At 70.4% G+C, this 25715-nt stretch carries 26 protein-coding genes; 14 read left to right on the forward strand and 12 right to left on the reverse strand.

Annotation, left to right across the window (positions count from 1 at the left end):
- Positions 1-3: 3 nt before the first annotated feature.
- Entirely contained in the window at positions 4-1260 is a 1257-nt protein-coding gene (locus MRBLMI1x_RS05575) for an MFS transporter (protein ID WP_018186838.1), read from the reverse strand.
- 65 nt (positions 1261-1325) lie between these two features.
- Between MRBLMI1x_RS05575 and MRBLMI1x_RS05580 the strand changes: the two genes are divergently transcribed.
- Positions 1326-1823 (forward strand): MarR family winged helix-turn-helix transcriptional regulator, encoded by a 498-nt coding sequence (locus tag MRBLMI1x_RS05580; protein WP_018186839.1) that lies wholly within the window; start codon positions 1326-1328, stop codon positions 1821-1823.
- Positions 1824-1832: 9 nt separating this feature from the next.
- Here the strand turns inward: MRBLMI1x_RS05580 and MRBLMI1x_RS05585 are convergent, their stop codons facing one another.
- Positions 1833-2504 carry a potassium channel family protein gene (locus MRBLMI1x_RS05585; protein ID WP_026302859.1) on the reverse strand — a complete coding sequence of 224 codons (672 nt, stop codon included), beginning with the start codon at positions 2502-2504 and terminating at the stop codon, positions 1833-1835.
- Complete coding sequence (locus MRBLMI1x_RS05590; protein WP_018186841.1) at positions 2497-3939, reverse strand: TrkH family potassium uptake protein; 1443 nt, start codon at positions 3937-3939, stop codon at positions 2497-2499. The genes MRBLMI1x_RS05585 and MRBLMI1x_RS05590 overlap by 8 nt, the downstream gene beginning before the upstream one ends.
- Before the next feature lie 67 nt (positions 3940-4006).
- On the opposite strand from MRBLMI1x_RS05590, the gene MRBLMI1x_RS05595 reads away from it, so the two are divergent.
- The 5 genes from MRBLMI1x_RS05595 (at position 4007) to MRBLMI1x_RS05615 (ending at position 5533) form a co-directional block, all read left to right on the forward strand.
- Entirely contained in the window at positions 4007-4411 is a 405-nt protein-coding gene (locus MRBLMI1x_RS05595; protein WP_018186842.1) for an ArsR/SmtB family transcription factor, read from the forward strand.
- A gap of 100 nt (positions 4412-4511) precedes the next feature.
- Positions 4512-4703, forward strand: coding sequence for a helix-turn-helix domain-containing protein (locus MRBLMI1x_RS05600; protein WP_018186843.1), 192 nt, complete (start codon positions 4512-4514; stop codon positions 4701-4703).
- An 80-nt stretch (positions 4704-4783) separates the two neighbouring features.
- The gene (locus MRBLMI1x_RS05605) at positions 4784-4882 is read left to right on the forward strand and encodes a 30S ribosomal protein bS22 (RefSeq protein WP_003792170.1); all 99 of its coding nucleotides are present in this window, start codon (positions 4784-4786) and stop codon (positions 4880-4882) included.
- Positions 4883-4979: 97 nt separating this feature from the next.
- Positions 4980-5237 (forward strand): glutaredoxin family protein, encoded by a 258-nt coding sequence (locus tag MRBLMI1x_RS05610; RefSeq protein WP_020098036.1) that lies wholly within the window; start codon positions 4980-4982, stop codon positions 5235-5237.
- Positions 5234-5533 (forward strand): Dabb family protein, encoded by a 300-nt coding sequence (locus MRBLMI1x_RS05615; protein WP_363457003.1) that lies wholly within the window; start codon positions 5234-5236, stop codon positions 5531-5533. The genes MRBLMI1x_RS05610 and MRBLMI1x_RS05615 overlap by 4 nt, the downstream gene beginning before the upstream one ends.
- A gap of 5 nt (positions 5534-5538) precedes the next feature.
- On the opposite strand, the gene MRBLMI1x_RS05620 is transcribed toward MRBLMI1x_RS05615, so the two are convergent.
- From MRBLMI1x_RS05620 to aspS, 6 genes are all read right to left on the reverse strand, one after another.
- Positions 5539-6651 (reverse strand): ABC transporter ATP-binding protein, encoded by a 1113-nt coding sequence (locus MRBLMI1x_RS05620; protein WP_018186846.1) that lies wholly within the window; start codon positions 6649-6651, stop codon positions 5539-5541.
- Positions 6648-7451 (reverse strand): ABC transporter permease, encoded by an 804-nt coding sequence (locus MRBLMI1x_RS05625; RefSeq protein WP_363457006.1) that lies wholly within the window; start codon positions 7449-7451, stop codon positions 6648-6650. The genes MRBLMI1x_RS05620 and MRBLMI1x_RS05625 overlap by 4 nt, the downstream gene beginning before the upstream one ends.
- Positions 7448-8353 (reverse strand): ABC transporter permease, encoded by a 906-nt coding sequence (locus MRBLMI1x_RS05630; RefSeq protein WP_363457009.1) that lies wholly within the window; start codon positions 8351-8353, stop codon positions 7448-7450. Before MRBLMI1x_RS05630 ends, MRBLMI1x_RS05625 begins: the two co-directional genes overlap by 4 nt.
- Positions 8350-9483, reverse strand: coding sequence for an ABC transporter substrate-binding protein (locus MRBLMI1x_RS05635; protein WP_363457012.1), 1134 nt, complete (start codon positions 9481-9483; stop codon positions 8350-8352). The genes MRBLMI1x_RS05630 and MRBLMI1x_RS05635 overlap by 4 nt, the downstream gene beginning before the upstream one ends.
- Before the next feature lie 114 nt (positions 9484-9597).
- A complete protein-coding gene (locus tag MRBLMI1x_RS05640; RefSeq protein WP_363457015.1) occupies positions 9598-10770 on the reverse strand; it encodes a mechanosensitive ion channel family protein in 1173 nt (390 codons plus the stop codon).
- Between the two features lie 88 nt (positions 10771-10858).
- Positions 10859-12199 (reverse strand): aspartate--tRNA(Asn) ligase, encoded by a 1341-nt coding sequence (gene aspS, locus MRBLMI1x_RS05645; protein ID WP_311859029.1) that lies wholly within the window; start codon positions 12197-12199, stop codon positions 10859-10861.
- 108 nt (positions 12200-12307) lie between these two features.
- Between aspS and MRBLMI1x_RS05650 the strand changes: the two genes are divergently transcribed.
- Genes MRBLMI1x_RS05650 through MRBLMI1x_RS05680 form a run of 7 tightly spaced genes read left to right on the forward strand, consistent with a single transcriptional unit; the run spans position 12308 to position 18722 of the window.
- Positions 12308-12997 (forward strand): DedA family protein, encoded by a 690-nt coding sequence (locus MRBLMI1x_RS05650; RefSeq protein ID WP_336126119.1) that lies wholly within the window; start codon positions 12308-12310, stop codon positions 12995-12997.
- A 60-nt stretch (positions 12998-13057) separates the two neighbouring features.
- Entirely contained in the window at positions 13058-13687 is a 630-nt protein-coding gene (locus MRBLMI1x_RS05655; RefSeq protein ID WP_026302861.1) for a histidine phosphatase family protein, read from the forward strand.
- Positions 13684-14283 (forward strand): TlpA family protein disulfide reductase, encoded by a 600-nt coding sequence (locus tag MRBLMI1x_RS05660; RefSeq protein WP_018186854.1) that lies wholly within the window; start codon positions 13684-13686, stop codon positions 14281-14283. The genes MRBLMI1x_RS05655 and MRBLMI1x_RS05660 overlap by 4 nt, the downstream gene beginning before the upstream one ends.
- Positions 14280-15086, forward strand: coding sequence for a cytochrome c biogenesis CcdA family protein (locus MRBLMI1x_RS05665; protein ID WP_336126122.1), 807 nt, complete (start codon positions 14280-14282; stop codon positions 15084-15086). Before MRBLMI1x_RS05660 ends, MRBLMI1x_RS05665 begins: the two co-directional genes overlap by 4 nt.
- Positions 15064-16800: a cytochrome c biogenesis protein ResB gene (gene resB / locus MRBLMI1x_RS05670; RefSeq protein WP_336126124.1), complete on the forward strand. Its 1737-nt coding sequence runs from the start codon at positions 15064-15066 to the stop codon at positions 16798-16800. Before MRBLMI1x_RS05665 ends, resB begins: the two co-directional genes overlap by 23 nt.
- Positions 16801-16828: 28 nt before the next feature.
- Positions 16829-17848: a c-type cytochrome biogenesis protein CcsB gene (gene ccsB, locus MRBLMI1x_RS05675; protein WP_020098048.1), complete on the forward strand. Its 1020-nt coding sequence runs from the start codon at positions 16829-16831 to the stop codon at positions 17846-17848.
- 4 nt (positions 17849-17852) lie between these two features.
- Positions 17853-18722: a metal-dependent hydrolase gene (locus tag MRBLMI1x_RS05680; protein ID WP_363457021.1), complete on the forward strand. Its 870-nt coding sequence runs from the start codon at positions 17853-17855 to the stop codon at positions 18720-18722.
- A 60-nt stretch (positions 18723-18782) separates the two neighbouring features.
- Here the strand turns inward: MRBLMI1x_RS05680 and MRBLMI1x_RS05685 are convergent, their stop codons facing one another.
- Together MRBLMI1x_RS05685 and MRBLMI1x_RS05690 are read right to left on the reverse strand one after the other, a co-directional pair.
- Positions 18783-21086, reverse strand: a complete 2304-nt coding sequence (locus tag MRBLMI1x_RS05685; protein ID WP_363457023.1) for a YhgE/Pip domain-containing protein — start codon at positions 21084-21086, stop codon at positions 18783-18785.
- Entirely contained in the window at positions 21083-23968 is a 2886-nt protein-coding gene (locus MRBLMI1x_RS05690; RefSeq protein WP_363457026.1) for an MMPL family transporter, read from the reverse strand. The genes MRBLMI1x_RS05685 and MRBLMI1x_RS05690 overlap by 4 nt, the downstream gene beginning before the upstream one ends.
- 107 nt (positions 23969-24075) lie before the next feature.
- Here MRBLMI1x_RS05690 and MRBLMI1x_RS05695 point away from each other — a divergent pair, with 107 nt between their 5' ends.
- Entirely contained in the window at positions 24076-24666 is a 591-nt protein-coding gene (locus tag MRBLMI1x_RS05695; protein WP_018186861.1) for a TetR/AcrR family transcriptional regulator, read from the forward strand.
- Between the two features lie 20 nt (positions 24667-24686).
- Here the strand turns inward: MRBLMI1x_RS05695 and MRBLMI1x_RS05700 are convergent, their stop codons facing one another.
- A complete protein-coding gene (locus MRBLMI1x_RS05700) occupies positions 24687-25673 on the reverse strand; it encodes an o-succinylbenzoate synthase (protein ID WP_363457029.1) in 987 nt (328 codons plus the stop codon).
- Between the last annotated feature and the right edge of the window lie 42 nt (positions 25674-25715).

Genomic DNA, 25715 nt, shown 5'->3' on the forward strand with positions numbered 1-25715 from the left:
CGCTCAGGCGTCGCCGAGGGTGAGGTCCTCGGCCGTCGTCCGCTCGCTGAGCACCGCGGTGTGGTCGGCCCGGCCGACGACGCGGCGAACGGCGAACAGGATGGCTGCGCCGACCGCCGCCGACACCGCCGCGGCCGCGTAGGGGGCGCCGACGCCGTACACCGCGAGGGCGGTGCCGACGGGTGCGCCGATGGCGCCGCCGAAGAAACGGAATCCGGAGTAGGCCGAGCTCGCGACGGCACGCGGCAGGGTCGTCGCCTCCATCGCCGCTTCGGTGAGGATCGTGTTCACCGCGCCGATCTCGACGCCGAGGAGCACGACGCAGACGACGAGCAGGGGACGCGAGCCTGCGCTGAGCGAGGCGGCGACGTGGGTCGCGGCGAAGGCGACGAGGAACCAGAACAGCACCCAGACGACCGAGTACCGCTTCGTCAGTCGCGGGGCGATGAGCACGCCGGCGATCGCGAGGCCGATGCCGAAGCCCATCATGACCAGGCCGATCCCGACGGCCGGCAGCTCGAGGGCGTAGGGCGTGTACGACAGTGTGACGAAGAAGCCGGCGTTGTAGAGGAAGGCGACGACGCTGATCGCGAGTAGCCCCTTGTCGGCGAAGGCGCGGAAGGGCGCGCCGATCGAGCTGCGCTGCGCGGCGTGCCCGGGGTCGCGGACGAGGGTGAGGAGGGCGACGACGCCGACGGCGAGGAGGGATGCGGTTCCCCAGAACGCCGCGAACCAGCCGATCTCGCCGAGCAGGCCACCCACGAGCGGGCCGACGGCCAGCCCGATGCCGAGTGCGGCCTCGTAGAAGATGACGGCGTGCTCGCTGCGTCCGCCGGAGGCCGAGACGATCGACGCGAGCGCGGTCGAGAGGAACAGCGCGTTGCCGAGGCCCCACACGGCGCGGCAGGCGATCAGGGCGCCGATGGTCGGAGACAGGGCGCAGCCGACGGCGGCAAGGGCGATGACGGAGAGCCCCAGGATCATGACGGCGCGCGTGCCGATACGTGTCGACAGCCAGCTCGTGAAGAACATCGCCGAGGCGGTCACGGCGAGGTAGCTCGTGAACAGGAACGACGTCTCGACGGGGGCGGCGTGCAGCGTGGCTGCGACCGTGGGCAGGATGGGGCCGACGAGCCCGATCCCCATGAACGCGATCATCGCGGCGAAAGCGATGGCCCAGACGGCGGGCGGCTGCGAGAGCAGGCGCGGAGCGGTGGTCTCGGGGGCGGTCGAGGTGGTTCCGGTGTCGAGGGCGGTCATTCGTCAAATTGTACACCGATGATTTACTAGTGAACTAAATAGGTGCGCACGGCTACAGTGGACCCGTGACCGAGCGCGCCGACCTGATCGACCGCATCCGCGCCGCCTGGGCGTCGTCGATGCCCGAGATGGACACGTCTCCCATCGATGTCTGGGGGAGGCTCAACCGCACGAGCGCGCTCGCGACCGCGCAGATCGAGCGCCTCCTCGCCGACAGCGGCGTCTCGCGCTCCGAGTTCGACGTCCTCTGCGCCCTGGCCCGCATGGACCGGCCCCTGCGGGCGAGCGAGGTGACAGCAGAGACGATGCTCAGCGGGGCGGCGACGACGAAGCTCACGACGCGACTCGAGTCGGTCGGGCTGCTGCGCCGCGAGCGCTCCGACCGGGACGGCCGAGCCGTCCAGCTGTCGTTGACGGATGCCGGCCGTGCCGTCGTGGAACGCGAGATGCCCCGTGCCCTCGCTCACGACGAGCGACTGCTCGACGGGTTCTCGCCCGCAGATCGCGACGCCCTCGCGGGCCTCCTCGCGCGCCTTCTCGCCAACGCGCAGCGCGAGATCTGACCGAGGTCCTCAGCGGTCGAGCGACGCGAACCGCTCGATGTCGGAGTTCGTCCCCGACACGATGATGAGGTCGTGGTTGGTCACGACGGTCGTCGCTTCCGCATACCGGAAGGGCTTGCCGGGGCTCTTCACGCCGACCACGGTCACGTTGTACTTGGAACGGACTCCGGACTCGTTCAGGCCGACGCCGCGGATGAAGCGCGGCGGGTACATCTTGGCCAGCACGAAGTCGTCGTCGAAGCGGATGAAGTCGAGCATCCGGCCGCTCACGAGGTGGGCGACGCGCTCGCCGGCCTCGCGCTCGGGGTAGATCACGTGGTTCGCGCCGACGCGGGCGAGGATCTTGCCGTGCGACTGCGAGACCGCCTTCGCCCAGATCTGCGGGACCTTGAGGTCGACGAGGTTCGCCGTGATGAGGACGGATGCCTCGATCGAGGACCCGACCGCGACGACGGCGACCTGGAAGTCCTGTGCGCCGATCTGCTTCAGCGCATCGATGTTGCGCGCGTCGGCCTGAACGGCGTGCGTGACGCGCTCCGACCACTTCTGCACGAGGTCGAGGCTGTCGTCGATCGCGAGGACATCACGATCGAGACGGTCGAGTTCGCCGGCGCACGCGGCGCCGAAGCGACCGAGTCCGATGACGAGGACGGGCGAATCGCTGCGCAACTGCTCAACCAACGATGGGCCTCTCCACGGGCAGCGCATAGTGCTGCGTTCGATTGGTCGCGGCCACCGCCGCGGCGAGTGTCACTGTACCAACGCGCCCCATGAACATCGTCAGGGCCATGACGAAGACGGCGGGGTCGGGGAGTTCCTGCGTCAGCCCCGTCGACAGGCCGACCGTCGCGAAGCCCGACACCACGTCGAAGAGCACCTCGTCGAGCGGCGCCTTCGTCAGGTGGGCGATGGTGATCGTCGACAGCGCGACGATCGTCGCGCCCCACGCGACGACCGAGAGGGCGACCCGCTGCACGTCGCTCGGGATGCGGCGTCCGAACGCCGAGACGCTCGGGCGGCCCTTCGCCTCGGACCACACCGCGAGTGCGAGGACGGCGAGCGTGGTGACCTTGATGCCGCCCGCCGTCGACGCGGATCCGCCGCCGACGAACATGAGCATCGACCCCACGACGAGCGAGGACTCGTGCATCTCGCCGATGTCGATGATCGAGAATCCGCCCGAGCGTGTCATGGCCGACAGGAACAGCGCCTGGAACGTCGTGTCCCAGGCATCCATCGTCCCGAAGGTCTTCGGATTGCCGTATTCCAGGATCACGAAGGCGACGGCGCCGGCGAAGAACAGGACGACCGTGGTGATCAGCGTCAGCTTGACGTGGATCGACCATTTGCGCAGGTGCCACTGGTGCTTCCAGAGTGCGTAGATGACCGGGAAGCCGATCGACCCGAGGAAGACCCCCGCCATGAGGACGGTGAGGAGCAGGTAGTTCTGGGCGAAGGGCGCGAGCCCCTCGGCGTTCGGCGCGAAACCGGTGTTCGTGAAGGCCATCGCCGCGTAGTACGGCGCTTCCCAGAGCGCGGTGACGGCGTCGACCCCGCTCGCCAGCAGCAGCGGGTAGAGGAGGATCGCGAGGGCGGCTTCGATGACGAGGGTCGAGAGCGCGACCGTGGCGAGCAGCTGACCGACCTCGCCCAGGCGCACGGCCTGGCCCTCGTTGACCGGGCCGCCGTGCGCGCGCATCGGGTTGCTGTCGCCCGCGGCGAGGAGCTTGGCCCGGAGTCCGAGTCGCTTGGAGATCACGAGGCCGAGGATCGAGGCGAGAGTCAGCACGCCGAGGGCGCCGACGTTAACGCCGATGAACACGACGACGTGACCGAGGGGCGACCAGTGGGTCGCCATGTCGACGGTCGAGAGGCCCGTGACGCAGATCGTCGACACCGCCGTGAACAGCGCGTCGGGGAGCGGGGTCACCCGGCCGTCCGAGGCCATGATCGGCAGCGAGAAGAGAGCGGTGAAGACGAGGATCAGCGCCGAGAAGATGAGGACGGCGAACCGGGACGGCGATGCCGTGGCCAGGTCGCGCATCGCGGAGGACGCGCGGCGATGCCACGCCGGTCCGCGCCGTCGGGCGCGCTCGTCGACGGATAAGCCCGTCATCCGCGCCCCTTCCTCGTTCGGATCGTTGTCATGGTACTCCCGCGCGCGGGCGGGCTAACCTAATGCCATGGCGGACATCTTCGACGTGATCGCCGACGGAACCCGTCGGGACATCCTGCAGTTGCTCCGCGAGCGCGGGGCGTCCGGGGGTAACGGGACGAGTGTCTCGCAGATCGTCACCGCGCTCGGCGTCAGCCAGCCGACCGTGTCGAAGCACTTGAAGGTACTGCGCGAGGCATCCCTCGTCTCCGTCCGCGAGGACGGCCAGCACCGTTACTACAGCCTGTCGCCCGAGCCGCTCGACGCGGTCGACGATTGGCTCTTCCCGTTCTTCGCGGTCGCCGACGACGAATATGCCGCCGGCGCGACGCTGACGGAGGGAGCGGCGCACGCCGCCGAGGTCGTGGGGCGGGCCGCCGCGTCGGCCAAGCACGCGGTCACCAGCGTCTTCAACAAGCTGCCGGGTCGCTGACCCGCCTTTCGCCACACCGGTCACACAGGTTTACAGGCGTCCCAGCGAACCCCTAATGTGGAGGGACTCGCGGGGATGAAAAAATTCAAAGGGGACACACATGTCGGACATCTCGGATGTGCGCTTTCTCACGGTCGCCGAGGTCGCAGACCTCATGCGCGTCTCGAAGATGACCGTCTATCGTCTGGTGCACTCCGGCGAGCTCCCCGCTGTCCGCTTCGGTCGCAGCTACCGCGTCCCCGAGACGGCCGTCACCGCAGCGTTGCAACGTCCCATCGCCGACGTCGGCTAGACTGATCCGAGGCATTTTTCGTTCTGCCGTTCCCGGACGCCGATATCGGGCGTCCAGACCCCTACTTAGTGAGGTTTACCGTGGGTTCAGTCATCAAGAAGCGCCGCAAGCGCATGGCGAAGAAGAAGCACCGCAAGCTGCTTCGCAAGACTCGCCACCAGCGCCGCAACAAGAAGTAAGCGGCATCGCACACCAAGCGCCCCCGTCCGGTCAGCCGGTCGTCGGGGCGCTTCGTGTTGCGTCCGGGGCATCCATTCCCAGGTGAGAATGGATGCCGTGACCGCACTCACCCTCATCTCGAAACCCGACTGCCACCTCTGCGACGTCGCGCGCGAGATCGTCGACACCGTCGTCGCCGATCTCCCCGAGGGGCAGGTCGAGGTCCGGGAGCTGTCGATCGCCGACGACGCCGAGCTGTATTCGACGTGGTGGGAGAAGATCCCGGTGGTCCTCATCGACGGAGACCTGCACGCCCACTGGCGACTGTCTGCGGATCGCCTCCGTGCCGCCCTCGCAGAGAAGGACCGCGCATGATCCGGCACACGGTCATCTGGCGGATGGCCGCCGACGACGCCGGGACGAGAGCGGAGCACGCGGCCGAGGTCGCGCGCCTCCTCGAGGGCCTGGTCGGCGTCGTCCCCGTGATCCGCTCGCTGAGCGTCGGCGTGAACGTCGCCGTGCCCGAGAGCAACGCGGACGTCGCTCTCGTCATCGACCTCGATGACCTTGCCGCGCTGGATGCCTACCAGACGCACCCCGCTCACCAGGAGGTCGCCGGCTACATCCGCAGCGTCACCGGTGACCGCCTGGCGGTCGACTTCGAGGTCTGAGGCCGTTAGCGGGTCTGCCGAGGCGTCGCGACGACAGGAACCGGCCGGACGGCGATGCGGACCCGCTCGCCGAACTGGAGCCTCTCGTCGGCCGCATGCTGCAGGCGGACGAGCGACCCGTCGTCGGTGCGCACGAGCGAGCGGCGGATGCTGCCGAGGAACATGCTCTCCTCGACGACCGCCCCCACACCTGATCCGGCACCGACCAGATGAACGTGCTCGGGACGGAGCAGGACGTCGACCTCCCCGTCGGGGACGTCGCTCTGGAGCGGCACATCCGTCCCCCACACGGTGGCCGTGCCGCCCGCGGCGACGCCGGGCACCGAGCTCGACAGCCCGATGAACGCGGCCACGCGGGGTGTGGCGGGTCGAAGATAGAGCTCTTCGGGGGACCCGATCTGCTCGATGCGCCCGGCATCCATGACGGCGATGCGATCCGACACCGCGAGGGCCTCCTCCTGGTCGTGCGTCACGAAGACGGTCGTGGTGCCGAGGCGGAGCTGGATGCGCCGGATCTCGTCGCGCAGTTGGACGCGGACCTTGGCGTCCAGGGCCGACAGCGGCTCGTCGAGCAGGAGGACCCGCGGCTCGGTCACGAGCGCGCGAGCGAGCGCCACGCGCTGCTGCTGCCCGCCCGAGAGCTGGTGAGGGTAGCGGTCCGCGAGGTGGTCGAGGCCGACCAGCTCGAGCGCTTCACCGGCCCGGCGACGCGCAGCCCGGGCATCCACTCGGCGTCGGCGGAGCCCAAAGGCCACGTTGTCGCGCACGCGCAGGTGGGGGAAGAGCGAGTAGGCCTGGAACACCATGCCGATGTCGCGCTTGTTCGTCGGCGTCCGCGAGACGTCGGTTCCGCCGAACGAGACGGTTCCCGCCGTGGCGTCCTCGAGGCCGGAGATCACGCGCAGCGCGGTCGTCTTGCCGCACCCGGACGGCCCCAGGAGCGACACGAACTCGCCCGGTGCGATGTCGAGGTCGACGCCGTGCAGCACCCGGGTCGGACCGTAGTCCTTCACGATGCCGCGCAGCGCCACGCGGGTGCCGTCGCCGGCGGCGGCGAGCAGGTGGTTGTCCGCGGTCTGGGGCAGAGCGCGGGCAGCGGGTGTCACGTCGAGAGTCATGAGGTCTTCCTTCCGGCGCCGACGCGTCCCGCGCGGCCGATGATGAGCAGGAGCACGAAGGCGAAGGCGAGCGCCAGCAGGGTGAAGATCGCGGAGGCCCAGGCATCCTGCTTGTTGACGAGGACGAGTCCCGTCTGCAGCACCTGCCGGTTCAGCAGCGAGGCGATCGTGAACTCGCCGAGGACGACGGCGACCGTCATGAGGGATGCCGCCAGCAGCCCCTGTCGCAGGTTCGGCGCGATGACGCGGATCAGGACCGCCGGCCAGCTCGCGCCGAGCGTGCGCGCCGCCTCGGCGAGCGTCCGAAGGTCGACGGCGTCGATCGAGGCCTGGATCGACCGGTAGGCGAAGGGGAGGACGACGATGCCGTAGGCGAAGGCGAGACTCCACGTCCCGGTGCCGAACGTCCTGCCGATCGCGAGGTAGATGGGTGCCAGACCGACCACCAGGACGATGGCCGGGATGGTGATCGGCAGCAGGGCGAAGAACTCGAACACCCGTCGGAGAGCGGGGTAGCGCAGGGCGACGAGCACCATCGTGGGCGCGAGGACGACGAGGACGATCGCGACCGTCACCACCGCGAGGACGAGGGAGTTGACCAGGCCCGCCCAGACGGGGACGTAGGCCGCGGCGCGGGCAGGGTCGAAGAGCGCGGTCCAGCGGTCGAGCGTCAGGCTGCCGTCGGCGGCGGTCAGGGTGAACAGCAGGGTTGCCGCGAACGGGACAGCGAACACCGCTCCGACGAGGATGCCGATGGTCCACCGTGTCGCCCGGGAGGGTGCGAGGGGCGAGCGGGTCATGCCTGCCACCTCGAGGCCCGCCGCTGGACCAGGTTGTAGACGACCATCGCCGCCGCGACGACCAGGATCATGCCGAGCGCGAGCGACCCCGCGAGGTTCTCGCGGCCGAGCACGGTCTCGCTGGTGAGCGCGGTGCGGATCTGCAGCGGCACGATCGACGAGCCCTGGCTGGCGAGTGCGGCTGCCGTCGCGTAGGACGAGAACGCGTTCGTGAACAGCAGGAGGAAGCTCGCGAGGAACGAGGGGGCGAGGACGGGGAAGCCGACGTGTGCCCAGAAGCCGGCGCGCGTGCCGCCGAGGGTCATGTGCGCTTCGGCCCACTGGGGGCGGAGGGCGGCGAGGGCCGGCATGAACGTGAGCACCATGAGCGGCACCTGGAAGATGATGTACGCGGGGATGAGGCCCGGCAGTCCGTAGATCCAGGCGCCGTCCGCGAAGATGTCGATTCCCAGAGCGCCGGCGAGCAGGCGGGTGATGACACCCTGCGTGCCGAGCGTCGCGACCATCACGAAGGCGAGCATGACGCCGCCGAACTGCGCGAGGACACCGGATGCCGCATCCACCGCGGTGCGGATCACTCCGGTCTCGGGCAGCCCCAGCAGAGCGAAGCAGACGAGCGATCCCACGATCGCGCCGATGGCCGCGGTGAGCAGCGAGACCCAGGTCGAGTTCCAGAACGTCTCGGTGATCACCGGATCGACGAGGGCGGTCAGGTTGTCCCACGTGAACGCCCCGGTGCCGTCCTGGAAGCCCGTGACGACGGCGAGGACGGTGGGGAGGAGGAGGAACAGGGCGAGGTAGGCGAGGAAGGGGACGAGGCCCAGCCATGACCATCCGATCCGCCGCGAGCGGGGGAGCGGGGAGCCCGTGACCGGGCTCCCCGCGGGGGCGACAGCGGTCACTGGACCGCGGCCGCCCATTCCTTGCCGAGGAGCGTGCCGGCCTCGGTCGACTGGTCCTCGGTGGGGACGACCGTGTCGGCGGGGGCCTTCGGGAGCTTCGCGGCGAGGTCGGCGTCGATCGTGCCGGCCTTCGTCATCGCCTCCATGCGGACGGGACGTGCCCCGCCCTTGAGCCAGAGGTTCTGCACCTCGTCGCTGTAGAGGAACTCCTCCCACAGCCGCGCGGCGGCGGGGTGGGGGGCGTCGGCGTTGATGGCCTGGTTGTAGTAGCCGGCATAGCCCACGCCGTCGAACACGACCGTCTTCCAGGTGGGGACGTCGGCGGAGTGCGCCGCGTTCAGGTAGTCCCAGTCGAAGACGACGGGCGTCTCACCGCTCGCGACGGTGGCGCTCGTGACGTCGAGCTTCAGCATGTTGCCGGCCTTGTCGAGCTTCGAGAAGAAGTCGATCCCCGGCTGGAAGTCGTCGAGCGACCCGCCGGACTGCACGGTAGCGAGCCCGACGGCGGCGAAGGCGGCACCGGCCTGCGTCGGGTCGCCGTTGATGGCGACCGAGCCGCGGAACTCCGAGCTCAGCAGGTCGCTGAGCTGCGTCGGCGCGGCGAACTTCGAGGAGTCGTACCCGACCGACATGTACCCGCCGTAGTCGCCGACGAACAGGCCCGTCGACTCCTTCAGCTCCGCAGGGATGTCGTCCCAGGTCTGGACCTTGTACGGCGCGAAGCGGTCGGTGTTCTGGAGGGCGACGGTCAGGCCCAGGTCGAACACGTCGGGCGCGGTGTCGAGGCCCTCGTTGGTCTTGGCCGCGGTGATCTCCTCGGCGCTCGAAAAGTCGGGCGACTGCTCGGTGACCGTGATCTCGGGGTAGCGCTTGGTGAACAGGTCGAGGATCTCGCCGTAGTTGGCCCAGTCGCGGGGGAGGGCGATGACGTTCAGGGCGCCCTCGGCCTTGGCCGCCGCCTCGAGCTTGTCGAAGCCGCCGAGGTCGCTGACGCTCTTCGCGGTCGCCGCGGCGGGCTTGGCGCCGGAGGCGTTCTCGGCGCCGGTGGCACCGGCGCAGCCGGCCAGGGACAGCGCGGCGATGGTGGTGAGGGCGAGCGTGACGGCTCGCCGCCGGGACATGCGGGACATGCGTTTCCTCTCGGGTGTTCCGGCGTCCGCGGATGCGGGGCGCCGGGGGGAACGAGGGGAAGCTACGTCCGGCCGATGACCCGAGGACTCCCGATGCGTGAACGGTCGGTGACGTTACGTCGACGGCTCCGCGTCGTCGTCCCGCAGGATCGGGATCGCGTTCGTGAAGGTGCTCGCGCGTCGCTCGGCCTCGGCGCTGCCGGTGAACAGGCCGTCACCGGTGGGCGTCGGGTCGGCGGACGTCCGGGGTGCGGGGGCTGCGGCATCCGTCATCAGGACGCGCTGGACCGGCAGGGCCTGCGGCATCGATTCCTGCACCCACGCGACCATGGCCTCGCGGACGAGGCAGCGGAGGTCGAACAGGGTCGGCGCATCCTTCGCCGTGACGAGGATGCGGACGCGGACGTAGCCGGCGACGGCATCCGTCACCTGCAGGACCGACGTCCGTCCGTCCCACAAGTCGGTGCGCTCGAGGACCTGCCGCAGGTGCGCGCGCATGAGGGCGGGCGAGACGTTCCAGTCGAGGTCCATCTCGACGGCGCCGAGGAGCTCCGATCCCTTGCGAGTCCAGTTCTCGAAGGGGGTCGTCGTGAAGTACGTGCACGGCAGGACCAGGCGTCGGTCGTCCCACAGGTCGAGGACGACGTAGCTCAGGGTGATCTCGCCCACTCGGCCCCACTCGCCGTCGGCGACCACGACGTCATCGACCCGGAGGGCGTCGCTGAAGACGATCTGCAGACCCGCGAACACGTTGGCGAGCACGGACTGCGCGGCGAGGCCCGCGACGATCGAGGCGATGCCCGCGGACGCGAGCACGCTCGCACCGATCGCGCGGACCGAGTCGAACGTCAGGAGCACGGCGCCGATCCCGATGATGACGATGATCGCGATCGCCAGACGCCGGACGACGAGGGTCTGCGTGCGGATGCGGCGGGCCACCCGGTTGTCGGGCACGTCGATGCGGTACCGCCCGAGCGCCACGTCGGTGGCGACGACGACCAGCGAGGCCAGCAGCCACGCGCTCGCCGAGATGATGAGGATCGTCAGGATCTGGCCCAGGATGCCGCGCCACGTCTCGTCGGGGAATGCCACCCGGACGGCGACCCAGAGCGCGACCACGAGCAGCAGCATCCGGAACGGAGCGCGGGACTGCCGGCTCAGGACCCCCGCCCATCGCCGGCGGCGCGCGACGACCGCCAGCACGATCGTCGCGATGACGGCGACGACGATCGCGACGCCGATCCCGACGACGACCGCGATCCCGAAGTCCACCCATCCATCCCACATACCGCTGATCCTTCCGTCGGAGAGTCAGCCACCATACGACAACCGCCCGGCCGGAGCCGAGCGGTTGCCGAGAGTGCGGGGTGCCGTGTTACGGGGCGAGGCGCGTGGGTCCGCGGAAGAGGTACGTGACCTCGCGGATCGAGTCCTGGCCGAGCAGCAGCATCAGCACGCGGGCGAGGCCCATGCCGAAGCCACCGTGCGGCGGCGCGCCGAAGCGGAAGAAGTCGAGGTAGAAGTCGAGGTGCTCGGGGTCGAGACCCTTCTCCTTGGCCTGCTCGATCAGGACGTCGACGCGGTGCTCGCGCTGCGCACCGGTGGTGATCTCGACGCCGCCCATGAGCAGGTCGTACGACTTCGTCAGCCCGGTCTCCTCGTCGCGCATGTGATAGAACGCGCGGATCTCGGGGTGGTAATCGGTGATGAAGACGAACTGGTGACCGTAGGTCTCCTGCACGTGCGCCGCGATCTGACGCTCACCCTCGGGGTCGAGGTCGCCGTCGGTGCGGGGGATCTCGTACCCGCGCGCTGCGACGATCTCGCGCGCCTCGGCGAGCGGGATGCGCGGGAACGGCAGCTCGGGGACAACCACGTCGATGTCGAACAGGGCCTTGATCTCGTCGCCGTGCTTGTCGGCGACGGCGCGGATCGCGGTCTGCAGGAGCTCCTCCTGCATGCGGGCGACGTCCTCGTGCGAGTCGATCCAGCTGATCTCGGCGTCGATCGAGGTGAACTCGGTCGCGTGGCGCGAGGTGAACGAGGGGTCGGCGCGGAAGGCGGGCGCGATCTCGAAGATCTTGCCGAAGCCGGCGACCTGGGCCATCTGCTTGAAGAACTGCGGGCTCTGCGCGAGGTAGGCCGTCTTGTCTTCGAAGTAGGGCACCTCGAAGAGTTCGGCGTTGGACTCCGATGGCGAGGCCATGAGCTTGGGGGAGTGGACCTCGATGTAGTCGCGCTCCACCCAGTAGGTGCGCATCGCGTGCTCGAGGGTCGTCTGGATGCGGAAGACGAGGTTGTTGCGACGCTGGCGCAGGTCGATGAAGCGCCAGTCCATGCGCTTGTCGAGGCCGGAGTCCGCCGCGATCGGCGTCTCGGGCAGAGCGGCGGCCGCGATGTCGAGCCCGCCGATCTTGATCTCGACGCCGCCGAGCTTGACCCGCTCGTCGTGCTTGAGCTCACCGGTCGCGGTGAGGAAGGTGCCGGTCGACAGGTTGGAGATGAGGTCCGTCAGCGCCAGGGCCGCGGCATCCTGCTCACTGCCGTCCTCGGCGGGGCGCGTCGCGGGATTGACGAGCTGCACGGCGCCCGTCTCATCGCGCAGGATGACGAACTGCACCTTCTTCTGGTCTCGGACGGTCTCGACCCATCCGGAGACCGAGACGGGGCCGTCTTCACGGGACTGCAGCTGCTGGACGAGGGTGCGTTCACTCACGAGGGTCGAGTCTACGCGGCGCCCAGGTTCCGAAACCTCCCGCACCGTAGGCTGACCCGACGGGGAGCCCGGCCGGGCATCCGATCACCGAGCGCGAGAGAGCACCCGATGACCGTCATGAACACTGCCGCCACCTCCTCCTCGGGTGGCGGGTCGTGGCTGTCGGCCCTGGCCGACTGGCTCGTGATGCTGATGGAGACGATCGGTCCCGCGGGCGCGGCCATCGCCGTCGGCCTCGAGAGCCTCTTCCCGCCGATCCCCAGTGAGGCGGTGCTGCCCGTAGCCGGTCTCGCCGCGTCGCGTGGGTCGTTCACCCTCGCCGAAGCGATCGGCTGGACCACCTTCGGGTCGCTCGCCGGCGCGTACATCCTCTACGTGCTCGGCCGCGTGCTCGGCGCGGAGCGTCTCACGCGCGTCGCCGAGAAGCTGCCTCTCATGAAGGGGGAGGACGTCACCAAGACGGTCGCCTGGTTCGAACGGCACGGCTCGGTCGCGGTCTTCTTCGGCCGGATGGTGCCGCTGTTCCGCAGCCTCATCTCGATCCCGGCGGGCGTCTCGAAGATGCCCTGGTGGAAGTTCGGGCTCCTGACGACGGCCGGCAGCCTCATCTGGAACTCGATCTTCGTGCTCGCGGGATTCTTCCTCGGCGAGAACTGGCACATCGTCGAACAGTACGCCGGCGTCTTCCAGAACATCGTGATCGTCGTCGTCGTCGCCCTCATCGCGTGGTTCCTGTTCGTCCGCATCCGCGCCGCCGTCCGTCACCGCCGGGAGTCGACGGAGGATGCCGCCGGCTGAGGCCCCGCATGCGGTCGGCGCTCAGGCCCTGCATAGGACCCCCTCACGTAGACTGAAGGCGTGCCTGCCGCCCGCCTCCATCTCGTGCGCCACGGGGAGGTCCATAACCCCGACCGCGTGCTGTACGGGCGACTTCCGGGCTTCCACCTCAGCGAGGACGGTCAGGACATGGCCCGTGCCGCGGCCGAGCACCTGAAGGCGCAGGGGCGTCCCGTCAAGTCGCTCGTCTCGTCCCCGCTAGAGAGGGCGCGCGAATCCGCCGCCCCGATCGCGGAGCTCTTCGGGCTGACCCCCGTGATCGACGCCCGTGTGCTCGAGCCGACGAACGTCTTCGAGGGGAAGCGGATGCGGAGCGCACTGCGCAACCCGCTCAACTGGTGGCACCTGCGCACTCCCGCGCTGCCGAGCTGGGGAGAGGCCTACCTCGAGGTGGTCGAGCGCATGCAGGCGGCGATGCGCGACGCGTGGAACCGCACGCCCTCGGGCGACGCGGTGATCGTCTCGCACCAGCTCCCGATCTGGATCACGCACCTGTCCGTCGCAGGACTCCCGCTCCGTCACGACCCGCGTCGCCGCCGGTGCGACCTGTCGAGCATCACGAGCTTCGAGCTCGACGGCGACGTCTGGCGCGAAGTCGACTACGCCGAGCCGGCCCCGACCGCCGGCGCTGTGGACGTGGGGGCCGTATGAGACGCCGCATCCTCGCCGCCGTCGCGGCTCTGACGCTCGTCGCGGGTCTCGCAGCCTGTTCGAGTGAGAACGACAACCTTTCCGACCTGTACCGCGAAGGCAACACGCAGGGCTTCATCTCGAGCGACGGTCGCGTCGAGACGATCCCCGCCGCTCAGCGAGGCGACGCCCTGTCGTTCACGGGCACGAGCACCGACGGGTCGGAGATCTCGAGCACCGACTTCGCGGGCGACGTCGTCGTCCTCAACTTCTGGTACGCCGCCTGCGGTCCGTGCCGGGCGGAGGCGCCCGTCCTCGAGCAGACCTATCAGGACACGAAGGGCGACGGAGCCCACTTCCTCGGCGTCAACATCTACGACGGTCCTGAGCAGGCGACCTCCTTCGACGAGACGTACAAGATCACCTACCCGTCGATCCTCGCCCGTGGCGACGTCGACCTGAAGCTCGCATTCGCGGACTGGACCTCGCTCCAGGCGGCACCGACGACGCTCGTCGTCGACCGCAAGGGCCGGGTGGCCGCACGACTGTTCGGTCAGCTGCCCGATGCGACCACGCTCCGCGAGCTCGTCGACGACACCCTGGCGGAGAAGGGATGAACCCCGGTTCGATCGTGGTCGACGGGTCGCTGTGGATCGCGATCCCGATCGCGGCCCTTGCCGGACTCGTCTCCTTCCTCTCGCCGTGCGTGCTGCCGCTCGTCCCCGGGTACCTCGGCTTCCTCGGCGGGGCCATGACCCCTCGCGCCTCACGGGTGACATCGACGGATGCCGCCGGCACCGCCCCGGCGGGAGCCGCGACGCGGACCCGCGTCGATGCGCCGGCCCGCGGACGCCTCCTGCTCGGGGTCGCCCTCTTCATCGCCGGGTTCACCGTCATCTTCCTGATGATGGGCGTGTTCGCCGGCACCCTCGGACGTCTCTTCATCGAGTACCAGGACCTCATCACCCGCATCCTGGGTCTCGTCGTGATCGCGCTCGGACTGGTCTTCGTCGGCGTCTTCGGCTTCGCGCAGAAGATCTATCGTCCGCAGCTCACGCAGAACCTCGGCATCCTCGGCGCCCCGCTGCTGGGTGTCGCCATGGGGATCGGCTGGGCGCCGTGCATCGGCCCCACGCTCGCAGCGATCCTGACGATGGCCTACAGCCAGGCGGACCCCCTCCGGGCCGGGACGCTGGCGGTCGCCTACTCCCTCGGACTCGGGCTCCCGTTCGTCCTCCTCGCGCTCGGCGCGGGCTGGGCGACACGCTCCGTCTCGTTCGTGCGCCGCCACATCCGGACGGTCAACATCGTCGGTGGCGTTCTGCTGGTCGCGCTCGGGGTCCTCATGGTGACCGGAGTGTGGACGACGCTCATCTCGAACTTCCAGGGGGTGATCGGTGGTGTCCCGACCTTCTTCTGACCGTTCCGGCGCGACGGCCGTCGACGGACCGCTCCGACCGAGCGACCACCTCGACAAGACGGGCGAGCGGGGCGCGGCCGACGACGGCTCGCCGACTCAGCCCGTGCTCGGCATCGTCGGCTGGCTGCGGTGGGGCTGGCGGCAGCTGACGAGCATGCGGACGGCCCTCGTGCTGCTGCTGCTGCTCGCCATCGCGGCGATCCCGGGATCGCTCGTGCCGCAGCGCAGCGCCGACCCGAACGGCGTCACCCAGTGGCGGGCCACCAACCCCGACCTCTACCCGACCTTCGAGACGCTCCAGCTCTTCGACGTCTACTCGTCGGTGTGGTTCTCGGCGATCTACATCCTCCTGTTCATCTCCCTCATCGGCTGCGTGCTGCCGCGCACCAAGCACCACTGGAAGGCGTTGCGCGCCCGCCCGCCGCGCACGCCTGCGCGCCTGTCCCGCCTGGACGACCACGTCGAGTCGCGGGTCGCCGTTCCCGAGGGTGAGGATGCCGCGGGTCACGCGGCGCACGCGGTCGACCTCGCCGAGGCGCAGCTGCGCTCGGCCCGCTACCGCGTCGAGCGGTACGACCGGAACGGCGTCGCCTCGGTCTCCGCCGAACGCGGCTACCTCCGCGAGACCGGCAACCTGATCTTCCACGGCGCCCTGGTGGGAGTGCTCCTCTCGGTCGGCATCGGCGGCGGGTTCACCTACACCGGTCAGACGGTCATCACCGAGGGCGACGGCTTCGTCAACTCGCTCGGCCTCGGCTACACCTCTTTCAACCCGGGCCGTTTCGTCGACACCGAGGCGCTGACGCCGTACTCCATCACCCTCGACCGCTTCGACGTGACCTACGCGCCGCCGCCGTCGGGGCAGGCGGGCGACTTCGCCGCTCACGTGACGACGCGCTTCCCCGGGCAGAAGGCCGAGGACCAGGTCATCGAGGTGAACCACCCGATCACCATGGCGGGCGACCGCGTCTACCTCATGGGCAACGGCTACGCTCCGACGATCACCGTCCGCAACGGCTCGGGCGACGTCGTCTTCAGCGAGTCGGTGCCGTTCCTGCCGCAGAGCCCCACGATGACCTCGTCGGGCGTCGTCAAGATCCCCGACACCGGCGGTGAGCAGCTCGGCCTCGTCGGCTTCTTCTACCCGACGGTCGCCACGCTCCAGAGCGGCGCCCTCACCTCGGCGTACGGCGACCTCGTCGACCCGCGCCTGACGTTCTTCGTCTACGAGGGCGACCTCGGCATCGACAACGGCGACGCGCGGTCCGTCTACGCGCTCGACACCGACGGCATGACCGAAATCGCCGGGCGCAACGCCGACACCCCGTCGCTCGAGCTCTCGCCGGGGCAGACCGTCCAGCTGCCGGGCGGCCGCGGCAGCGTGACCTTCGAGGACGAGACGAAGAATGGCGCCGCGGAGTCGGTGAAGCGCTACGTCTCGCTGTCGATCCACAACGACTCGAGCGCCCCGTGGGTGCTCGCGTTCGCGATCCTCGCGATGGTCGGTCTCTTCACGGCCCTGTTCGTCCCGCGCCGACGCATGTGGGTGAAGGCGACCCCGGACGGCGACGCCGTGACGCTCGAGTACGCGGGACTGGCCCGCGGCGAGGATCCTGCGATCGCGATTGCGGTCGCCGACCTCGCCCGGCGACACGGCAGGGTGCTCGATGACGAACCGGCATCCGCCCCAGGCGTCCCCGCGAACGTAAACTGAACCCACCCATCTCCTCCGGAGGACCCTCATGTCGTTCGATGACATCTCCGTGCTGCTGCTGTGGACCGCGATCGCGATCTACACGCTCGGCTTCCTCGCGTTCACCGTCGACCTCGCTCGCCGTTCCGAGCTGGCGATCAAGGCGCAGGACGCGAAGGCGCGCACGCTCGTCGCGGCCGGCGGCGGCGGTCAGACCATCGACGAGATCCACGCCGAGGAGGCGGCCGCTAAGGTCGCCCTCGAAGCCGCGCCGTCGAAGCGCGGCCGCTACCTGTTCGCGCGCCTCGGCGTCGTGCTGACGACGATCGGCTTCCTCTTCCACGTGGGCGCCGACGTCACCCGCGGCATCGCCGCCGGCCGTGTGCCGTGGTCGAACAACTACGAGTTCGCCCTCACCGGCACGATGCTCGTCGTGATGGTGTTCCTCACCGTGCTCGTGAAGTACGACCTCCGCTTCCTCGGCGCGTTCATCAACGGCCTCATCGTCATCCTCCTCGGCGGTGCCGCCCTGGCCTACTACGTCGAGGTCGTCCCGCTGTCGGACCCGCTGAAGAGCGTCTGGCTCGTCATCCACGTCTTCGTCGCCTCGCTCGCGTCGGCCTTCTTCGCACTCGCGTTCGCCCTGTCGATCGTGCAGCTCCTCCAGTCGCGACGGGAGCGCATCGCTCTCGCGGCCGTCGGGTCGGATGCCGCACCCCGCACCCGGCTGCCGTTCCTGCGGACGCTGCCGAGCGCCGAGGTGCTCGAGTCCCTCGCCTACCGCTTCGCGATCATCGGCTTCGTCCTCTGGACCTTCACCCTCATCGCCGGGGCGATCTGGGCGAACGACGCGTGGGGGCGCTACTGGGGCTTCGACACCAAGGAAGTCTGGACCTTCGTGATCTGGGTGGTCTACGCCGGCTACATCCACGCGCGGGCGACCCGCGGGTGGCGGGGGACGCGGTCGGCCTGGTTGTCGATCGTCGGGTTCACCGCCGTGCTGTTCAACTTCACGATCGTGAACCAGTTCTTCCAGGGGCTGCACTCCTACAGCGGCCTGCCCAGCTGATCCCGTGACCGTCATCCCCGCCACCGTCGTGACCTACCCCGACGGGGAGCTCACGGGAACGGCCAACGTCGTCCACATCGCGCCGTTGCCCGACGGGCGTTCCGGCGTCGTGCTCGACCGCACCCCGTTCCACCCCGTCGACACGGCGTGGCCCGACCAGCCCGCCGACATCGGCGTGCTGCGGACGGCCGCGGGCGACGTGCCGGTGCTCGCGACGCTGACGGGCGGCATCCGCGACGGCGCGCTCGTCATCGGACCCGACCTGCCGGTCCGCATGGGGACGGAAGGGTGGACCTTCGTCGTCGTCCACGTCGTCGAGGGGTCGGCGCCCGCCGTCGGGGAGAGCGTCGACGCTCACGTCGACCCCGAGCTGCGCGCTGCGCTGTCCGCCGGGCACACCGCCTGCCACCTGGCATCCCTCGCCCTGGACGCCGCGCTCGAGGACGCCTGGACGAAGCAGGTGCCGACGGATGCCGCGGGTCGTCCCGCGTTCGACATGCTCGCCATCCAGACGTCCCGCATCGCCCCGTACGGCTCCACCGACGTCTACCGCATCGGCAAGTCGCTGCGGAAGAAGGGGTTCGACCCCGCTGCGCTGGCTGACCTTCGAGCCGTCGAGGCTCGCGCCGACGCGACGCTCGCCGAGTGGGCGGGCGCGCCGGGAGCCATCGGCATCCACCGCGACGACCACACGCTCGCGGGCCGACGTACCTGGCGCTGCGAGCTGCCCGAGGGCGCCGTCGAACTGCCCTGCGGCGGGACGCACCTGACATCCCTGGCGGGGATCGAGGCGATCACCGTGGCGCTCGCGTCGACCGAGGTCCCGGGCGGCCTCGAACTCGTCATGACGACGACGATCCGCCTCGCCGGCTGAGTCGCGCGCTGCCGTCGACCGGGCGGCGCCGAGCCCTGCGGGCCCGACGCCGCGTCCGGCTCAGGCGGGCTGGGTGAGGACGGCCCGGGCCGACGTGGAGCGGTGCCGGGTGACGGCGAGGATGCCGGCGCCGATCGCCACGAGCGTCCAGAGGACGAGTCCCACGGTTGCGGGGGCGCCGCCCCCGGCATCCGTCAGCGCGGCCAGCATGGCCGTGTAGGCCGGGGCGGTCGGCAGGAGGCCGGCCACGTCGAGGAGCGTGCCGGGAACCGTCGAGACGATCCCGGTGGCGAGGGCCATGACGCCGACGAGCGCCGAGACCCACCGTCCGATGCCGCCGAACAGCGCGACGAGGGCGTGGTTGACCGCCGCGAACGCGACGCCGGCGAGCACGCACATCGAGGCGAAGAGCCACCAGGCGCCCCAGTCGTAGCCGGCGGCGAGCTGGACGACGGTGGCCACCAGGACGCCCTGCAGGGCGCCGAGCAGCGCTCCGGGGGCGAGGGCGCGCAGTGCGAGTGCGGCGGAGGAGCGGCGCGACGAGAGTGCGGCGCGGGGGACGGCGCGAAGCACGATGAACGATGCCAGCCCACCGAACCAGAGCGCGAGCGTCGCGAGCAGCGGGACGGCGGAGGCGCCGAACAGCGAGGTGCCCGCGCCTTCGGCGACGACGGGGTTCGCGACGATCGACGCGAGGTCCGCCGCCTGGGACTTCGTGTAGCTCGGGACGCCGTCGACGGCCTTGTCGAGACCGGTCGCGAGGTCGCCGGTGCCGTCTGCGAGCTTGCCGACACCCGTCGACAGTTCGCCGGCGCCGTCGGCGAGCGAGCCGACGCCGTCTGCGAGCTGGTCCGAGCCGTCCGCGGCGGTGCCGGCGCCGGTGGCGAGGGCCTGCGCACCGGTCGCGAGCTGGCCTGCGCCGGACGAGAGCTTGTCGGCTCCACCCGCGAGCTTGTCGGCACCGCCGGCGAGCTGCCGCACGCCGGTCGCCGCCGCGCCCGCGCCGTCCGCGAGGCCCGAGGCGCCGCTCGAGAGCCCGCCCGCGCCGGTGGCGAGCTTGTCGGCCCCGTCGGCGAGCTGGTCCATTCCGCCGGCGAGCTTCTTCGCGGCGGCGGCCGACGTGCTGAGACCCTCGCTCAGGTTCGGACCGAAGTTCGCCAGCGCGTCGAGGTCCTTCGCCAGCTGCTCCGAGTCGCCCACGGTGTTCTGCAGCTGGGGCAGCGCTTTGGTCGCCTGGGCCGCGGCGGCCGTCAACTGGTCGCACAGTGCGGTGCCCGCCTGCGCGGGGACGCACGCCTTCGCGGCGGACGACAGGGCGTCGACGATGGACGTCACGGCCTGGCTGTTCTGCTCGCCGTTGGCGGTGAGGGCCTTCACCCCGTCGACGAGTTCCGAAGGGATCGCGGGGATCGCGGCGGTCTGCTCGGCGGCCTTGGCCAGGCCGTCGGCGAGCTCCTTCGTGCCGTCCGCGATCGGCCGCGCGCCCGCGGACCATTCGTCGAGCCCGCGCGAGGTGGCGGCAGCGCCGTCCGCGAGCTGGTCCGCGCCACCCGCGAGGGTGTCGAGCCCATCGGCCGCAGCGCCTGCGCCGTCGGCGAGCTGGTGGGCGCCGGTGGCGAGGCCCGACGCGCCGGTGGAGATCGCGCCGGCGCCGCTCGCGATGCCGGCGGCACCGGTCTGCAGCTTACGGATGCCGTCGGCCAGGGAGTACCCGCCGTCGGACGCGGTCGACGCGCCGTCGGCGAGCTGGGCAGCACCGTCGGCGGCGCTCTGGGCGCCGTCGGTGAGCTGGGTCGCCCCGTCGGCCGCCTTGCCCAGCTGCTCGCCGAGCGTCGTGAAGCCGAGGAACACGTTCTCGAGGTAGCCGCTCGTGAGCCGCTCTCCGAGGACGGATGCCGCGGTCGAGGTCACTTGCGACGTGATGGCTTCGTCGACGATGCGCGAGTCGGGCGATGACGTCAGTTCGATCGTCGCGCGCTCGGGCGTCTTGCCGGGAGCGGTCGAGGTCGCCGCGGCGGAGAAGTTCTTCGGGATGGTGACGATCGCGTCGTACGTGCCGTCCTCGAGCCCTTCCTTCGCGTCATCCGAGTTGGAGATCGTCCACGTGAGGTTGCTGTCCAGGTCGTCGGAGCCCTCGACGAGGCCCGCCGTCAGCAGGCGGCCGAGAGGTGTGGTCTGGCCGTTCACCTCCACCGGCTTGTCGTTGTTCACGATCGCGGTGTTCAGTGCGTCGAGCCGCTCGGTGGGGTTGTAGAGGGCAGCGACGAGGATGCCGCCGATGACGGCCGGCAGCAGGAGCACACCCAGGAGGGTGAGCCACGAGATGGGGCGCCGGGTCTGCGCGCGTTCGATGGGGAGAGTCATGAGGGGATCACCTGGGTGGGGGTGTCGGCGTCGAGGGCGGCGGAGGTGTCGAGACGCAGGGTGTCGGGTTTCGGGCGGTAGGCGTCGGCGAGCAGCTCGCGGGCGGCGCCGAGGTCGCGGGCCGAGGCCGCGACGGTGAGCTGCCCGGCCTTCGCGGCGACGGCGTTCGATGCGTCGCGGAGGAGGGCGGCGGCCTGATCGCGGTCGGCTCCGGTGAGGGCGTCGAGACCGATGATCACGACGAACCGGGTGCGGCCGGCGAGGGCTCGCCGCAGGTCGGCGAGCGGCGACTCCGAGCCGGTCAGCTCGGCGACGGACACATGGGCTCTCACCCATGCGGCGCGCCCGGGGAGCAGGTGGCCGGAGACGCGCAGCAGGCCGGAGGTCGGGGCGATGCGCCCCGCCACGGTCAGCAGGAACGCGCGGGAGGCGTGCGGATCGGCTGCCGTCACGAGGAGCGTGCCGCCGTCCTCGACCCGGGCGTGCGCGCCCGAGAAGAGCACGACGTCCGTGTCGGCCGACTCGGCCCGCACCTCGAGGTCGTCGGCAGCGAGTGCACCGTTCCAGTCGGGCTCGGGCCAGTCGGCGTGTGCGCGCTCGTGCTCGACCGCCTCGCCCTCGATGTCGACCTTGGGGAGTAGGCGCTCGAGCCAGCGCGGCATCCACCAGGCCTTGTCGCCCAGCAGGGCCATGACCGCCGGGGTCAGGGTCATGCGGACGAGGAAGGCGTCGACGGCGATGCCCACGGCGAGGCCCAGGGCGATCGGTTTGATCGAACTGTCGCCTTCGGGGACGAAGGCGGCGAAGACGGCGAACATGATGACGGCCGCTGCGACGACGACGCGGGCCGAGGCGGTGAAACCGCTGCGGACGGCCGCGATCGCGGTCTCGCGGTTCGCGCGTCCGCCTCGGGCGCGCACCGCGTGGACGAAGTCCTCTCGCATGCGGGAGACGAGGAACACCTCGTAGTCCATGGCGAGGCCGAACAGGACGCCCATGAGGATGATCGGCATGAAGCTGATCACGGGGCCGGTGCGCGTCACGTGCAGGGCGTCGGCGAGCCAGCCCCATTCGAACACCGCGGCGACGGCGCCGAACGCGGCGAGGATCGACAGCAGGTAGCCGAGGGTCGCCTTCAGCGGCACCCAGATCGAGCGGAACACGATCATCAGGAGGATGAAGGACAGCCCGACGACGAAGATGCCGAAGGGCAGCAGTGCGGCCCCGAGCCGGTCGGAGACGTCGATGCCGACGGCGGTGTAGCCGGTGACCTTCAGATCCACGCCGTACTCGTCCTGCCACTCGTCGTGGTGCGAGCGGAGCTCGCGCACGAGGTCGGCGGTCGCCGGGTCGTCGGGCGCCGTGGTCGGCACGATCTGGATGAGGCCGGTGTCGGCGGTGGCGTTGGGGGTCGCGAGGGCGACGCGCTTCACGCCGGGGATCGCCTCGACCTCCTTCTTGAGATCTCCCATGAGGCCGAGCGGATCGGTCGAGGTGACGATCGTGCCGGCCATGACGAGGGGACCGTTCGACCCCGCGCCGAAGTACTCGGCGTTCAGGTCGTACGCCTGGCGCGCTTGACTCGACGGCGGCTGGACACCGGCGTTCGGCAGTGCGAGGTGGAGGCTCGCCGACGGGATGGCCATGATGCCGAGTCCGACGACGACGGCGACGGTCGCGATGATCGGATGCCGCGTCACGAGCATCACCCAGCGGTTGGGTCGCGCGGGTGCCACCGGCCCGGGGGCGGGTGCCGGCTCGGGCTCGGGTGCGGCGTCGTCACCCTCGGTCGCCGCTGCGTCGACCTCGGCCGCGCGGCGACGGCGGGTCGGGAGGCCGCGCTGCAGCATCCCCCCGCCCCAGCCGACGACGCGACCCTTCGCGAATCCGAGCAGTGCGGGGGTGAGGCTGATCGCGACGGCGACCGCGACCGCGACGGCGACGGCAGCCGCGATGCCCATCGTCGACAGGAACGGGATGCCGGCGATGCTGAGTCCCACGAGGGCGATCATGACCGTCACTCCGGCGAAGACGACGGCCGATCCGGCGGTGCCGACGGCACGGGCGGCGGACTCCTCGGGATCCATGCCGGCGCGGACCTGGTCCTGATGTCGCGACACGATGAACAGCGCGTAGTCGATCCCGACGGCGAGGCCGAGCATGACGGCGAGCATGGGGGTCGTGGCGGAGATCGTCGTCACCGCGGTCGCGAGGAAGATGAGGGCGATCGCGAGTCCGACGCCGATCAGAGCGCTGACGAGCGGGAACCAGGCGACGGCGAACGAGCGGAACGTCACGATCAGGACGAACAGTGCGACGAGCACACCGACGACCTCGACGATCGACAGTGCCGGGATGGATGCCGCGAAGAGGTCGCCGCCGAGCGCGGACTGTGCGCCGTCGGGCAGGTTCGCGTGGAAGTCGGCGGCGGCTTTCTCGACCGCGTCGACGGTCGCGTGGCTGACCTCGGTGGACGTACCGTCGAACTGCATCTGCACGAGCGCGGCGCGGTCGTCGTCCGACACGAGGCCGGTGACCATCTCGTCGAAGGGGGAGGTCGCCGAGGTGACGCCGTCGATGTCGCCGAGCCGGGTGACCAGGTCGTCGATCTCGCCGCGGAGCGGCTGATCCTTCACCGTCTCGCCGTCGGGTGCGACGACGATGAGCTGGGCGCTCGCCCCGCTGGCCTGCGGGAACGTGCGGTTCAGCAGCTCGAGTCCCTGCTGCGCCTCGGTCCCGGGGATCGTGAACGAGTTGTCGGTGCCCTTCATGAAGAGGGCGACACCGCCGCCGATGATGCCGAGCAGCAGGATCCAGGCGATCAGCACGCGCCACGAGTGCCGGTAGGCCCATCGGCCGAGGGTGAAGAGGATTGTGGACACAGGCGCTCCTGGATCAGAGTCGGACGGTTTCGATACAGCGCTGTATCCAATACACATGTGTATCGTAGACCCGAAAACAGCTCCCAATCCTGAAGGGCGGGTGTGAGATGGCGCGAAGTCGCGAGAACACGCGTGCGCGCCTGCTCGAAGCCGCACACGAGGTGTTCGCCGAGGTCGGGCTCGATGCGGCATCCGTCGAGATGATCTGCGAGCGCGCGGGATTCACGCGGGGCGCGTTCTACTCCAACTTCGAGTCGAAGGACGAGCTCTTCCTCGCCCTCATCACGCAGCTGTCCGAGGACAAGCTCGACGAGGTGTCGGTGCGCGTCAAGACGCTCTCGGGCGGCGGCGACGTGGTCGATCTCGTCCGTCAGATCGCCGCGATGTCACTGTCCGAACGGATGGAGCCGCAGCTGCTCAGCGAGGTCCGCACGCAGGCGCTCCGCGACCCGCGCCTGGCGGAGGCGTTCCTCTCGTGGCGCGCACAGATGCTGCGACGCATCGAGACGATCGTCGGCGACGTGAGCGAACGGCATGGACTGCCCCTGCGGATGACGGTCGCCGACGCCGCCCAACTGCTGCTCGACGTCTCGGAGCAGTGCAGCGTGCAGGCCGCACTCGAGCGGCTGTCGGAGCGTCAGGCGAACCGGGCCATGCAGTCGCGGCTCGAGCAGCTCGTGCCGCTCCTCGTCGGCTGACCCGGGTCTCCTGGGGATCGTCAGCCGGCCTGCAGGACCGCGTGGCACCGCTCCAGGCGGGCGAGCCACCAGTCCCGGCGCTCCGGCGTCGCGGCGTGCGCGTCGAGCAGCGCGGCATCGGGCACGACGCGGCGGACGGGCAGCATCCCGCCCTCGGGCCGCAGCGGCTCGCCGGTGACGTCCGCCGCGAGGAGCGACGCCGTCCCCAATCCGCAGTCGACGTCCAGCTCGGGGAGGGATGCCGCCAGGGCGACCCCCATGGCGAGGCCGACCGAGGTGTCGAGGGCGCTCGACACGACGGCGGGGAGCCCCGCTTCGGCGACGACCGACAGGGCCCGCCGCACCCCGCCGAGCGGCTGCGCCTTGATCACGAGCAGGTCGGCCGCGCCGGCCCGCGCGACGGCGACCGGGTCGTCGGCCTTGCGCACGCTCTCATCGGCGGCGACCGGGATGTCCATGTACCGGATGCGTCCGCGCAGCTCGGCGAGCTCGGCCACCGTCGCGCAGGGCTGTTCCACGTACTCGAGGTCGAACGCGGCGAGCGAGTGGACGGCGTGCTCCGCCTCGTCCAGGTTCCACCCGCCGTTGGCGTCGATGCGGATGCGCCCCTCAGGACCCATCGCCTCGCGGACGGCGCGCACCCGCGCGACGTCGTCGGCCAGCACCTGACCGGGCTCGGCGACCTTGACCTTCGCAGTCCGGCATCCGTCGAATCGCGCCAGGACATCGGGAACGGATGCCGCGGCCACCGCCGGCACCGTCGCGTTTACCCCGATCTCGTCGCGCAGCGCCGCCGGGGTCGGCTGCCAGCCGTATTCGATCGCCGCGGCGAGCCACGACGCCGACTCGACATCGCCGTACTCGGTGAACGGCGAGAACTCGGTCCACCCCTCGGGGCCTTCGAAGAGCATCGCCTCGCGGATGTCGATGCCGCGGAACCGGGTGTGGAGCGGGAGCGATACGACGCGCGCGCTCGCGCGGAGGTCGGCGAGCGAGGGCAGATGCATGACCCCATCCTGGCCCCCGCGGGCGCCGTTGCGCGGAAGGTC

The sequence above is a fragment of the Microbacterium sp. LMI1x-1-1.1 genome (assembly GCF_040676205.1).
GTDB classification, from domain to species: Bacteria; Actinomycetota; Actinomycetes; order Actinomycetales; family Microbacteriaceae; genus Microbacterium; species Microbacterium aquilitoris.